Below are 12,199 nucleotides of genomic sequence, written 5' to 3'. Positions count from 1 at the left end.
TCGCGGTCCTCAGCCTTCCGCGACCACCACGGCGGAGGCCACGCCCGCGTCGTGACTGAGCGACACGTGCCAGGTTTGTACGCCGAGTTCGGCGGCCTTGGCGGCGACCGTGCCCGTCACCCGTAGGCGGGGGCGGCCGCTGTCCTCGACGTAGACCTCCGCGTCGGTCCAGTGCAGGCCCGCGGGGGCGCCGAGTGCCTTGGCCAGGGCTTCCTTCGCGGCGAAGCGGGCGGCCAGGGAGGCGATGCCTCGGCGCTCGCCGCTGGGCAGTTGCAACTCGCTGGGTAGGAACAGGCGTTGTGCCAGGCCTGGTGTGCGGTTCAGTGATGCGGCGAAGCGGTCGATCTCGGCCACGTCGATGCCGACCCCGATGATGCTCATGGCGAGCACCTTACGGGCGGCGACTGTTCGGTGGGGGTGGGGGCCTCGCCGCCGGGTGCGGGTTCGGCTGTGCCCACCCGTTCCGCCCTGCGGAACGACTGCCCACAGCCTGGTGGAGCGGCCGACTGCCCACAGCCTGGTGGAGCGGGGCGGCTCACAGCCTGCGGTGGTGGTCGGCTGCCCACAGCCTGTGGCGGCGGTCGGCTGCCCGCAGGCTGGCTGGGGTGGTCGGCTGCCCGCAGGCTGGCTGGAAGGGGTGGGGTGGGGGCTGGTGGGGTGCGTACGTCTGGGGGACCTCGTCGCGCGGCGGGTTCTCCGGGCGGGCGGGGCCGCGCTTCGCTGATCGCATGATCAGCTCGCGTATCGCCTGCCGGGGTGCCGTGGTCCTGATGGCGGCGGTTCTCGCGCTGCCGACCGGGGCCGCGGTCGCCGTGCCGGGGCCTTCGTCGGTGGCCGAGGAGGAGCTGGTGCCCGGCGCGGTGACCCGCTTCCGGGTGCTCGACACGCCTGATCAGGCGTTGGCGCCCCGGGTGTACGTGCCAGGTGCGCGGGAGGACGCCGTGGAGCCTCGGGGTGCTGTCGAGGGGGCCTACGAGCCGGTGGAGTACGTGCCGCTCGGGGACGCCGTCACGCGGGTCACCTGCACCAAGCAGACCGGGCCCTATCAGCGGCAGGTCGAGCGGTGGCTGAAGCTGAAGGTGGACGGCAGGCAGTCCGCCGCGGACTGCCGGGCGATCCGCGCCTTCCAGGTCAAGCGGAGGATCAAGCCGGCGATCGGCTTCGCGGGGCCCGTCACCTGGGCGACCATGCAGCTCATCGGCGCGCGGAAGAACCCCAACGCCGCCGGGAGGTGCCCGGTGCGGACGTACCGCGTGGCCTGCGTCGACCTCGACCGGCAGCTGACCTGGGTGCAGAAGGGGCGCAAGGTCCTCCTCGGCCCGATGCCCATGCGCAGCGGCCGCGCCGGGTACCGGACCCGTACCGGCACGCACAAGGTCTACTGGAAGCACAAGAACCACGTATCGACCCTGTACGGCCAGCCCATGCCGTACTCCCAGTTCTTCAGCGGCGGACAGGCCTTCCACGCCGTCTACGGGACGATCTACACGACCGTCGGCTCCATGGGCTGCGTCAACCTCCGCCTCGGCGACGCGCGCAAGCTCTGGGACGTCCTGAAGAACGGCGACCGCGTTCACGTCTGGGGCCGCCGTCCCGGCACCTAAGGCGCACTCGACCGGGGTCCGGAACCCCTCTGAGACACTGGGGGCGCCATGACTGAAACTGCAGCCCTGCGGACCGCGCCCCTGCGGGCCCGCGCCGAGATCGATCTGGCCGCCGTGCGCGCCAACGTGCGGGCCCTGCGCGCCCGGGCGCCGCACGCGGCCCTGATGGCCGTCGTGAAGTCCGACGCGTACGGGCACGGCGCGCTGCCGTGCGCCCGCGCGGCGGTCGAGGCGGGGGCGACCTGGCTGGGCACCGCCACCCCCGAGGAGGCGCTCGCGCTGCGCGCCGACGGGCGGCTGCCGGACGAGGTCCGGGTCATGTGCTGGCTGTGGACGCCGGGCGGGCCCTGGCGGGAGGCGATCGAGGCGCGGATCGACGTGTCGGTGAGCGACATGTGGGCCCTCGACGAGGTCACCGCCGCCGCCCGCGCGGCCGGACGTCCGGCGCGGGTGCAGCTCAAGGCCGACACCGGCCTCGGGCGCGGCGGCTGCCAGCCCGGGGACGACTGGGCCGCGATGGTCGGCGCGGCGCTGGCCGCCGAGCGGGCCGGACTGCTGCGGGTGACCGGGCTCTGGTCGCACTTCGCCTGCGCCGACGAGCCCGGCCACCCCTCCGTCGACGCCCAGCTCGACCGGTTCCGGGAGATGGTGGCGTACGCGGAGGGGCAGGGGGTGCGCCCCGAGGTGCGGCACATCGCCAACTCGCCGGCCACGCTGACCCGCCCCGACAGCCACTTCGACCTGGTGCGCACCGGGATCGCCGTCTACGGCGTCTCGCCCAGCCCCGAGCTGGGCTCGCCCGCCGACTTCGGGCTGCGGCCGGCGATGACCCTGTCGGCCTCGGTGGCCCTGGTCAAGCATGTGCCCGGCGGCCACGGCGTCAGCTACGGCCACCACTACGTCACCCCCGGTGAGACCACCCTGGGCCTCATCCCGGTCGGGTACGCGGACGGGGTGCCCCGGCACGCGTCCTCCGCCGGTCCGGTGCTGGTCGGCGGCAAGTGGCGGACCGTCGCGGGGCGGGTGGCGATGGACCAGTTCGTGGTGGACCTGGGCGGTGACGAGCCCGAACCGGGGGAGCGCGCGGTGCTCTTCGGGCCCGGTGACGGCGGTGAGCCGACCGCCGAGGACTGGGCGCAGGCCGCCGGCACCATCGCGTACGAGATCGTCACCCGGATCGGAACGCGTGTTCCCCGCGTCTATGTGAACGAGCGACAGACTGGGTGACCGCACGGCGGTGCGCGGCAGTCCGGCGAAGAGGAGCGGTACGTGAGCGAGAGCAGTGCGGAGGCCGTCGCGGCGGTCGCCTCCGCCGGCAACTGGCGCCGGGCGACCGGTCTCGCCGGTGCCGCGATAGGTGTCGTCGCCGCGGGCGCGGCGGCCGGTGTCGCCATCGAGCGGCTGACCGTCGGCCGGGGCATGCGGCAGAAGGCCCGCCTGGTGCTGGACTCGTCGGGCCCGTACGGCGCGCTGCGCGGGATGCCCGGCAAGGCGTACGCCGACGACGGGACCGAGCTGTACTACGAGGTCGACGACGTCGAGCCCGAGGGCGGGTCCGCCCCGCGCCGGCGCCGGCTCTTCGGGCGCAAGGCGCCGGCCCCGGTCACCGTCGTCTTCAGCCACGGCTACTGCCTCAGCCAGGACTCCTGGCACTTCCAGCGGGCGGCGCTGCGGGGCGTCGTACGGACCGTGCACTGGGACCAGCGCAGCCACGGGCGCTCGGCGCGGGGTGTGGCGCAGGCGCAGGACGGTGTGCCGGTCGACATCGACCAGTTGGGCCGGGACCTGAAGGCCGTCGTGGACGCCGCGGCGCCGGAGGGCCCGATCGTGCTCGTCGGGCACTCGATGGGCGGGATGACCGTGATGGCGCTCGCCGACCAGTTCCCCGAGCTGATCCGGGAACGGACCGTTGCCGTCGCGCTGGTGGGCACCTCCTCCGGGCGGCTCGGCGAGGTCAACTTCGGACTGCCCGTCGCGGGCGTCAACGCGGTACGGCGGGTCCTGCCGGGTGTGCTGAAGGCGCTCGGGCAGCGGGCCGAGCTGGTGGAGCGGGGGCGCCGGGCGACCGCCGACCTGTTCGCCGGGGTCATCAAGCGGTACTCCTTCGCCTCCCGGGACGTCGATCCGGCGGTGGTGCGGTTCGCCGAGCGGATGATCGAGGCGACGCCGATCGACGTGGTCGCCGAGTACTACCCGGCCTTCGCCGACCACGACAAGACCGAGGCGCTCGCCCACTTCACGGAGCTTCCGGTGCTGGTGCTGGCCGGGGTCAAGGACCTGGTCACGCCCAGCGAGCACAGCGAGGCCATCGCCGACCTGCTGCCGGGGGCCGAACTGGTGCTGGTCCCGGACGCCGGGCACCTGGTGATGCTGGAACACCCCGAGGTGGTCACCGACCGCCTCGCCGACCTGCTCACCCGCGCGGGCGCGGTCCCGGCAGGGGCTACCGTGGGTGGCTATGGAAGCAGCACCGCCCAACCAGGCTGAGACCGAGCTGACCGTCACCTCCCCCGAGCAGATGCGGGAGCTGGGCCGCCGTCTCGCCGAACTGCTGCGCGCGGGCGACCTCGTGATGCTCAACGGGGAGCTCGGCGCGGGCAAGACGACACTGACCCGGGGGCTCGGCGAGGGGCTCGGGGTGCGCGGCGCGGTCACCTCGCCGACCTTCGTCATCGCGCGCGTCCACCCGTCCCTCGTGGACGGCCCGCCGCTCGTCCACGTCGACGCCTACCGCCTGGGCGGCGGGCTCGACGAGATGGAGGACCTGGACCTCGACGTGTCGCTGACCGACTCGGTGATCGTCGTGGAGTGGGGCGAGGGCAAGGTCGAGGAGCTGACCGACGACCGGCTGCGGATCGTCATCCACCGGGCCGTGGGCGACACCACCGACGAGGTCAGGCATGTGACGGTGACGGGGCTCGGGGAGCGCTGGGCCGGGGCGGGTCTGTCGGCGCTGTCCGCCTGAGCGCCGGAGGGAGTCCCGCCTCGGGCGGGGCTCCAGGCGCGGATGAACATTCCGACAAGACGTCGGCAAGATATTGCGCAGGTCGTCCCGGGCGTGGTCACATGGTACCCAGCCCGTAGTTAGGTGTGCCTAACTTCGTCCGCCCCCGGATCCCAGGAGGCGTCCATGCCGGTCACGGAGAGCGACGCGCCGCAGCCGCGTCCGCGCCCCTTGTCCATGCGCGAGCTGCTGGCCTCGTGCGCCGCGGCGAGCGCCGTGTCGACACCGCCGCGCGCCCCCGAACCGAAAACCGAGCCGGCGCCCGGGCAGGACCGCAGAGCGGCCTGAGCGGGGCGACCGGAGCGGAGCGGCCGGAGCAGAGCGGCCCGAGCAGAGCGGCCCGAGCCGGGTGGCCCCGAGCCGAGCGGCCCGAGAGGGCCGGGCTCAGCGGATCACGACGACCTTGTGCCCGATCGTCGCGAACTTCCACATCGCGTCCCCGTCCGCCCGGGACTCCCGGATACCGCCGGTGGCGGCCGTCCGGGACGGGTCGGGCGGGGTGTCGTCCACGGCCGCGCTGAAGCCGACGGCGACTCCCGCGACGTTGGCGAAGCGGACCACGTGCTCGACGGGGACGCCATCTGATCCGGTGACCGTGTTCGAGCGGGAGGTGACGGCGTAGACGCCCGGCGCCGGGTCGACCGTGCCCGGGGTCACCGTGAAGGTGCGCCGCACCCCGCCGTCCTCGCCGACCAGCCACACCCGGTCGTCGTCCACCGAGTACACGACCCGTTCACCCCTGCCGGAGGCCGGGGGCAGGGCCGTGGGGTGCGCCTCGTCGCGCGGGGCCTTGGTGATCGCCGCCGCCGCGGCGCCCGCGTCGGAGCCGAGGCCGGACGGGACGTTCGCGGACGCCTGGTAGGCGAGAACGCCGACGGTCACCAGGGCCGCCGTGGTGAGCCCGGTCACCAGTCCGGAGCTGCTGATTGCCACCGTCACCCACCTCGTCGTCGTACGTCGCGCGTCCCGGCGACCGTAGCAGTCGGTGACGGCTCCTCCGGGGCGGCCGTGCTCCGGCGCGGGGAGCCGTAGGCTGTTTGCGTGCTCTTGCTCGCTCTGGATACCGCCACCCCCGCCGTCACCGTCGCCCTGCACGACGGAACCGACGTGATCGCCTCCTCCGGCCAGGTGGACGCCCGCCGTCACGGCGAGCTGCTGCTGCCGGCCGTCGACCGGGTCCTCGCCGAGGCCGGTCTCAAGCTCGACGCCGTCACCGGGATCGTCGTGGGGACCGGGCCGGGCCCGTACACCGGGCTGCGGGTCGGTCTGATGACCGCCGACACCTTCGGGCTGGCGCTCGGCGTCCCCGTGCACGGGGTCTGCACCCTCGACGGGCTCGCCTACGCCGCCGACATCGACCGCGGCCCCTTCGTCGTGGCGACCGACGCCCGGCGCAAGGAGGTCTACTGGGCCACCTACGCCGACTCCCGCACCCGCCTGACCGGCCCCGAGGTCGACCGGCCCGCCGACATCGCCGAGCGGGTCGCGGGGCTGCCCGCGGTCGGCGCGGGCGCGCTGCTCTACCCCGACACCTTCCCCAAGGCCCACGAGCCCGAGCACGTCTCCGCGGCGGCGCTGGCCTCCCTCGCCGCCGAACGGCTGGCCGCCGGGGAGGAACTGTCCGAGCCGCGGCCGCTGTACCTGCGCCGGCCCGACGCCCAGGTACCCAAGAACTACAAGGTGGTCACCCCCAAGTGACAGTGGTGCTGCGCGAGATGCGCTGGTGGGACATTGACGCCGTGCTGGAGCTGGAGAAGACGCTCTTCCCGGAGGACGCCTGGTCGCGGGGGATGTTCTGGTCCGAAATCGCCCACGCCCGCGGGCCCGGGGCGACCCGGCGGTACGTCGTCGCCGTCGACGGCACCCGGATCGTCGGGTACGCGGGGCTCGCGGCCGCCGGGGACCTGGCCGACATCCAGACCATCGCGGCCGCCCCCGACCACTGGGGCACCGGCCTCGGGAGCCGGCTGCTGACCGAACTGCTGCGCGCGGCCACCGCGTTCGAGTGCGCCGAAGTGATGCTGGAGTGCCGGATCGACAACGTCCGCGCCCAGAAGCTGTACGAGCGCCACGGCTTCGAGGCCATCGGGTTCCGCCGCGGCTACTACCAGCCGGGCAACGTGGACGCCCTCGTGATGCGCCTGACCACCGGTTCCGACGGCGGCACCGCCGCGGGTTCCACCTCCGAACAAGGAACAGAGATCCATGGCTGACGAACCCCTGGTCCTGGGGATCGAGACCTCCTGCGACGAGACCGGCGTCGGCATCGTGCGCGGTACGACCCTGCTGGCCGACGCCATCGCCTCCAGCGTCGACGAGCACGCCCGCTTCGGCGGGGTCGTTCCGGAGGTGGCCTCCAGGGCCCATCTGGAGGCGATGGTGCCGACCATCGACCGCGCGCTGAAGGAGGCCGGGATCACGGCCCGGGACCTGGACGGCATCGCGGTGACCGCCGGTCCGGGTCTGGCCGGCGCCCTGCTCGTCGGGGTCTCGGCGGCGAAGGCGTACGCCTACGCGCTCGGCAAGCCCCTCTACGGCGTCAACCACCTCGCCTCGCACATCTGCGTGGACCAGCTGGAGCACGGCGCGCTGCCGGAGCCGACCATGGCGCTGCTGGTGAGCGGCGGCCACTCCTCGCTGCTGCTCTCCACCGACATCACCTCCGACGTCCGTCCGATGGGCGCCACCATCGACGACGCGGCCGGCGAGGCCTTCGACAAGATCGCCCGGGTGCTCGACCTGGGCTTCCCCGGCGGTCCCGTCATCGACCGCTACGCGCGCGAGGGCGACCCCGCCGCGATCGCCTTCCCGCGCGGGCTCACCGGTCCCCGGGACGCGGCGTACGACTTCTCCTTCTCCGGTCTGAAGACGGCCGTGGCCCGCTGGATCGAGGCCAGGCGGGCCGCGGGGGAGGAGGTGCCGGTGCGGGACGTGGCGGCCTCCTTCCAGGAGGCGGTCGTGGACGTGCTGACCCGCAAGGCCGTGCGGGCCTGCAAGGACGAGGGCGTCGACCACCTGATGATCGGCGGCGGGGTGGCCGCCAACTCCCGGCTACGGGCGTTGGCCCAGGAGCGCTGCGAGGCGGCCGGCATCCGGCTGCGGGTGCCGCGTCCCAAGCTGTGCACGGACAACGGCGCCATGGTCGCGGCCCTGGGCGCGGAGATGGTCGCGCGCAACCGGCCCGCGTCGAGCTGGGACCTGTCGGCGGACTCCTCGCTGCCGGTGACCGAGCCGCACGTCCCCGGCCACGACCATGTGCACGAGGTCAGCAAGGAGAACCTGTACTCGTGACCGTCGCCCTGATGTGGGAGGCGCGGGCCGTGGCGGGCCGGGGCGAGGACCTGCTGGCCTGGGCCGCGCGGCAGCCGCTCGCCGGGACCCCGCTGCGCCGGGAGACCTTCCGGGCCCCGCAGGACCGGATCCTGGTGATCACCTGGTGGGACGCCGACTACGACGCCGAACTGCCGGAACTGCCCGAGCCCGACGGCGAGTTGGTCACCCGGGCCGTACACCGCTGGCGGTTCGAGTCGGTGGCCGGGGGCTGACGGACAACCGCCAGGGCTCCTCCCGGTCGTGCCCCCGCCACAGCACCTTGCCGTTGGCGCGCTCCCAGGTGGCGGCCGGCCCCGCCTCGCCCAGCCACATCGTCCCCAGCCACAGCGGGGTCAGCGCGACCAACGGCTCCCAGGCGAGCGCCACGCCGAGCGTCAGCGCAGTCATCACGGCGAACAGCCCGAGGTGGAGCGGGAGTCGGCGCAGGGACGCCCGGGGCGGCGGCCCTTCAAGGGGCTGTGCCGTCTCGAAGCCCAGCACCCGGCTCAGCCACTTGAACCGGGACAACTGCGTGGCCACCGCGGCGCAGGCGATCAGGCCGAGCGTGAAGAACGGCACCGCGCCCGGGGCGACCAGTTCTCCCCGGACGGCGAAGGTCACCGGCGCACTGACCGCGACCGCGGCGAACGCCGCGACGGCGGTGCGCGGTTCACGGTGGACGTACCTCTCCATCGCGCCCTCCCCCTGGGCTTCAGGACACCACCGCCTCGCACACGAGCCGGCGGTGCGGGCCGAGGACCCGGGCCGGGCCGGTGAGCTTCAGGTGGGCCGTGTGCAGTACTTCCGCGCTGGACGTTCCCAACCGTAGTTCCAGCAGGCCGGGTTCGACCACGCGTCGGCCCGAACGGTCGGTGAACGCCGAGAGGTCCGGGTGGAAGCGGAAGGCCACGCGGCGGCTCTCCCCGGGGGCCAGTTCCACCCGCTGGTAGCCGATCAGCCGGACGTCCGGCCGGGTCACCGAGGCCACCGGGTCGTGCAGGTACAGCTGCACCACCTCGGCGCCCGCGCGGTCCCCGTCGTTGCGGACGGTGACGGCCGTCTCGTGGGTGCCGTCCGTGTCGATCTCCGCCTCCGCCGAACCGGCCTCCGGCTCCCAGGTGAAGTCGGTGTACGAGCGCCCGTGTCCGAAGGGGTACAGCGGGGTGGGGTCCAGGTTGCTGACCTCGCCGGCCAGGCCCAGTGGGGGCTGGAGGTACGTCCACGGCTGGCCGCCGGGCTCCCTGGGCACGCTCACCGGGAGCCGTCCCGAGGGGTTGACCCGCCCCGACAGGACCCCCGCGAGCGCCGGGCCGCCCTCCTCGCCCGGGAAGAACGCCTGGACGACCGCGCCGAGGCGGCCGTGCCAGCGGCCGAGGGCGTAGGGGCGGCCGGTCAGCAGCACCAGCACCACCGGGACCCCCGTGGCCACCAGCGCGTCCAGCAGCTCGCCCTGTGCGCCGGGCAGCCGCAGGTCCGTCACGTCGCAGCCCTCGCCCGAGGTGCCGCGCCCGAACAGCCCCGCCCGGTCGCCCAGTACGGCCACGCACACATCGGCCTCGGCCGTCCGCGCCACCGCCTCCTCGAACCCCGAGGTGTCGGGGTCGGACACCCCGCAGCCCTCGGCGAACGTCACCTTGGCGTCCGGGAGTTCGGTGCGCAGCGCGTCGAGGACGGTCGGGATGTCGATGCCGGTCGGCACGCCGGGGTGGTGGGTGAGGACATGGGAGGGGAAGGAGTAGCAGCCCAGCATGGCCAGCGCGTCGGCGGCGCGCGGGCCGACGACCGCGACCCTGGCGTCCGGCGCCAGCGGCAGCACGCCGCCGGGGTTGTCGAGCAGTACCACCGACCGTTCCGCCAGCCGCCGGGCCAGGTCGCGGCCCGCGGGGGAGTCGAGGTCGACGGGGCCCGTCGGCTCGGGGTCCCAGTCCTCGTCCAGCAGGCCCAGTTCGCACTTCTGGAGCAGCACCCGGCGGGCCGCCCGGTCCACCAGCTCCTCGGGGACCTCGCCCGCCCGGACCGCCGCCAGCAGCGGTTCGCCGTAGCACTTGAGGGTCGGCAGCTCGACGTCGATCCCGGCCCGCAGGGCCGCGTGCGCGGCCTCGGCGTCGCTGCCCGCCACCCGGTGCAGGGTCTTCAGGAAGCCGATGCCGAAGTAGTCCGCGACGACCGTCCCGGTGAACCCCCATTCCTCCCGCAGGAGTTCGGTGAGCAGGCCGGGGTCCGCCGAGGCGGGGACGCCGTCGGTCTCGGTGTACGCGGCCATCACGCTGCGCGCCCCGCCCTCGCGCAGCGCCGTCTCGAACGGCGGCAGCGTCACATCGGCGAACTCGCGCACGCCCGCCCGCACCGGCGCGAGGTTGCGGGCGCCCGCCGAGGAGGCGTACCCGGCGAAGTGCTTGAGCGTCGCGATCACCCCGGCGGACTCCAGGCCCCGCACATAGGCGGCGCCGATCGTGCCGGTCAGGTACGGGTCCTCCCCGATGGTCTCCTCCACCCGCCCCCAGCGCGGATCGCGTACGACGTCCAGGACCGGCGCGAGCCCTTGGTGGACGCCGACCGAGCGCAGGTCCCGGCCGATGCGCCGGGCCATCTCCTCCACCAGCGGCGGGTCGAAGGCGGCTCCCCAGGCCAGCGGCACCGGGTAGGCGGTGGCCCGCCAGGTGGTGAAGCCGGCCAGGCACTCCTCGTGGGCGAGGGCGGGGATGCCGAAGCGTCCGGCCGCCGCGATCCGCCGCTGCGCCCGGGCCAGCGCCCGCGCGCCGACCTCCGGGTCGACGGGGGCGGTGCCGAAGGGGCGGGTGAGCTGGCCGAGGCCGTGGGTGACCAGCTCGTCCCAGTCGTGCTCCGCGGTCATCTCCCGTTGCAGGGGCGCGACTCCGTCGCCGTCCGCTCCGGCGCCCACCCACACGCCGTACAGCTGGGCGATCCGCTCCTTCAGGGTCATCCGGGAGAGCAGGTCGTCGACGCGGGCGGAGGCGGGCAGAGCGGGGTCGCGCCAGGGGGCGGTGGTCATGAAACTCCTGTCGGGGCGGATGCCACTCTCGAATGTTTCGTAATTCACCTCGAATGTTCCGGGAACCTAGGCGTCGGGCGAAGGGTTCGTCAAGAGGGGGCGCGGGGATACGATCGCCGCCATGACACCCTCCGAGCCCGCTGAAACCCCGACGCCGGCCCGCGCGACAGGGCGGTCCGCGCAGACCGCGACGCTCGCCGAGATCGCCCGCGAGGCCGGCGTCTCGGCCCCGACTGTTTCGAAGGTCCTCAACGGCAGAGCCGATGTCGCCCCCGCCACCCGCAGCCGCGTCGAGGGGCTGCTGCGGGACCACGGCTACCGGCGCCGGCGTGCCGAGGCGAGCCGCTCGCCCCTGATCGACCTGGTCTTCCACGAGTTGGAGAGCGCCTGGGCGATGGAGGTCATCCGGGGCGTGGAGAACGTCGCCCGGGACTCCGGTCTGAGCGTGGTGCTCAGCGAGAGCGCGGGACGGCTGACCCCGGGGCGGACCTGGGCGGACCAGGTGGCCGCCCGCCGCCCGCACGGAGTGATCCTGGTGCTGTCCGGCCTCGACGAGTCCCAGCGGGCGCTGCTCACCAGCCGGTCCGTCCCGTTCGTGGTGATGGACCCGGCGGGCGACCCGGGCGCGGACGTGCCGTCGATCGGGGCCACCAACTGGCAGGGCGGGCTCGCCGCCACCCGGCACCTGGTCGAACTCGGGCACACCCGGATCGGCGCGCTCACCGGCCCCTCGCGGATGATGTGCAGCCGTGCCCGGGTCGACGGCTACCGGGCCGCCCTGGAGACCGCCGGGCTGCCGGTCGACCCGGCGCTGATCCGGCCCGGCGACTTCCACCACGAGACCGGCTACCGCGAGGGCCTGAAGCTGCTGCGCGGCCCGGACCGGCCCACCGCCGTCTTTGCCGGCAACGACCTCCAGGCGCTCGGCCTGTACGAGGCCGCCCGTGAACTGGGCCTGCGGGTGCCGGAGGACCTGAGCGTGGTCGGTTTCGACGATCTGCCGGTCGCGCGCTGGGTGGGTCCGCCGCTGACCACCGTGCGCCAGCCGCTGACCGAGATGGCCGAGGCGGCGGCCCGGCTGGTGCTGGACCTCGCGCGGGACGGCGCGGACCCGGTGGCGACCAGGGTGGAACTGGCCACGAGTCTGGTGGTGCGCAGCAGTACGGCCGCGCCTGCCGGGGTGTGAGGGGCCCCTGTATTGACGGGCGATCGGGTGCGCCCCAGACTGCTCCGAAGTCAATCGGTTGCACCACCGAAACTTTCGAA

Annotated in this window: 14 protein-coding genes; 10 read left to right on the top strand and 4 right to left on the bottom strand. The window is 74.1% G+C overall.

Features of this window, described 5'->3' with window-relative positions:
- Positions 1 to 9: 9 nt before the first annotated feature.
- Positions 10 to 381, bottom strand: coding sequence for a holo-ACP synthase (locus ABT296_RS25565; protein ID WP_351930980.1), 372 nt, complete (start codon positions 379 to 381; stop codon positions 10 to 12).
- Positions 382 to 728: 347 nt separating this feature from the next.
- Between ABT296_RS25565 and ABT296_RS25560 the strand changes: the two genes are divergently transcribed.
- The 5 genes from ABT296_RS25560 to ABT296_RS25540 all read left to right on the top strand — a co-directional run bounded on the left by ABT296_RS25560 (position 729) and on the right by ABT296_RS25540 (position 4,896).
- On the top strand, positions 729 to 1,604 hold the full coding sequence (locus tag ABT296_RS25560) for a L,D-transpeptidase family protein (RefSeq protein WP_351930979.1): 876 nt from the start codon (positions 729 to 731) through the stop codon (positions 1,602 to 1,604).
- 48 nt (positions 1,605 to 1,652) lie between these two features.
- Positions 1,653 to 2,831, top strand: coding sequence for an alanine racemase (gene alr / locus ABT296_RS25555; protein ID WP_351930978.1), 1,179 nt, complete (start codon positions 1,653 to 1,655; stop codon positions 2,829 to 2,831).
- A gap of 42 nt (positions 2,832 to 2,873) precedes the next feature.
- On the top strand, positions 2,874 to 4,091 hold the full coding sequence (locus ABT296_RS25550; RefSeq protein WP_351930977.1) for an alpha/beta fold hydrolase: 1,218 nt from the start codon (positions 2,874 to 2,876) through the stop codon (positions 4,089 to 4,091).
- On the top strand, positions 4,063 to 4,569 hold the full coding sequence (gene tsaE / locus ABT296_RS25545) for a tRNA (adenosine(37)-N6)-threonylcarbamoyltransferase complex ATPase subunit type 1 TsaE (protein WP_351930976.1): 507 nt from the start codon (positions 4,063 to 4,065) through the stop codon (positions 4,567 to 4,569). The genes ABT296_RS25550 and tsaE overlap by 29 nt, the downstream gene beginning before the upstream one ends.
- A 165-nt stretch (positions 4,570 to 4,734) precedes the next feature.
- Entirely contained in the window at positions 4,735 to 4,896 is a 162-nt protein-coding gene (locus tag ABT296_RS25540; protein ID WP_351930975.1) for a hypothetical protein, read from the top strand.
- 96 nt (positions 4,897 to 4,992) lie between these two features.
- On the opposite strand, the gene ABT296_RS25535 is transcribed toward ABT296_RS25540, so the two are convergent.
- Entirely contained in the window at positions 4,993 to 5,541 is a 549-nt protein-coding gene (locus ABT296_RS25535; RefSeq protein ID WP_351930974.1) for a hypothetical protein, read from the bottom strand.
- 108 nt (positions 5,542 to 5,649) lie between these two features.
- Between ABT296_RS25535 and tsaB the strand changes: the two genes are divergently transcribed.
- The 4 genes from tsaB to ABT296_RS25515 are packed head-to-tail and all read left to right on the top strand — an operon-like array spanning position 5,650 to position 8,153.
- Positions 5,650 to 6,306 carry a tRNA (adenosine(37)-N6)-threonylcarbamoyltransferase complex dimerization subunit type 1 TsaB gene (tsaB, locus tag ABT296_RS25530; RefSeq protein WP_351930973.1) on the top strand — a complete coding sequence of 219 codons (657 nt, stop codon included), beginning with the start codon at positions 5,650 to 5,652 and terminating at the stop codon, positions 6,304 to 6,306.
- 17 nt (positions 6,307 to 6,323) lie between these two features.
- Positions 6,324 to 6,821 carry a ribosomal protein S18-alanine N-acetyltransferase gene (rimI, locus tag ABT296_RS25525; RefSeq protein ID WP_351931008.1) on the top strand — a complete coding sequence of 166 codons (498 nt, stop codon included), beginning with the start codon at positions 6,324 to 6,326 and terminating at the stop codon, positions 6,819 to 6,821.
- Positions 6,814 to 7,899 (top strand): tRNA (adenosine(37)-N6)-threonylcarbamoyltransferase complex transferase subunit TsaD, encoded by a 1,086-nt coding sequence (gene tsaD, locus ABT296_RS25520; protein ID WP_351930972.1) that lies wholly within the window; start codon positions 6,814 to 6,816, stop codon positions 7,897 to 7,899. The genes rimI and tsaD overlap by 8 nt, the downstream gene beginning before the upstream one ends.
- A complete protein-coding gene (locus ABT296_RS25515; protein ID WP_351930971.1) occupies positions 7,896 to 8,153 on the top strand; it encodes a hypothetical protein in 258 nt (85 codons plus the stop codon). The genes tsaD and ABT296_RS25515 overlap by 4 nt, the downstream gene beginning before the upstream one ends.
- Here ABT296_RS25515 and ABT296_RS25510 read toward each other — a convergent pair.
- The gene (locus ABT296_RS25510; RefSeq protein WP_351930970.1) at positions 8,104 to 8,613 is read right to left on the bottom strand and encodes a hypothetical protein; all 510 of its coding nucleotides are present in this window, start codon (positions 8,611 to 8,613) and stop codon (positions 8,104 to 8,106) included. The two genes, ABT296_RS25515 and ABT296_RS25510, sit on opposite strands and share 50 nt — an antisense overlap.
- 19 nt (positions 8,614 to 8,632) lie before the next feature.
- Entirely contained in the window at positions 8,633 to 10,933 is a 2,301-nt protein-coding gene (locus ABT296_RS25505) for a beta-xylosidase/alpha-l-arabinosidase (protein ID WP_351930969.1), read from the bottom strand.
- Between the two features lie 121 nt (positions 10,934 to 11,054).
- On the opposite strand from ABT296_RS25505, the gene ABT296_RS25500 reads away from it, so the two are divergent.
- Positions 11,055 to 12,119, top strand: a complete 1,065-nt coding sequence (locus ABT296_RS25500) for a LacI family DNA-binding transcriptional regulator (RefSeq protein ID WP_351930968.1) — start codon at positions 11,055 to 11,057, stop codon at positions 12,117 to 12,119.
- The last annotated feature ends 80 nt before the right edge of the window (positions 12,120 to 12,199 follow it).

Origin of the sequence: Streptomyces sp. NPDC000983, from assembly GCF_040299205.1 — a bacterium.
Lineage (GTDB): Bacteria > Actinomycetota > Actinomycetes > Streptomycetales > Streptomycetaceae > Streptomyces.
The sequence above is the reverse complement of the archived record's forward strand: the minus strand, read 5'-3'. Positions and strand labels throughout refer to the sequence as shown.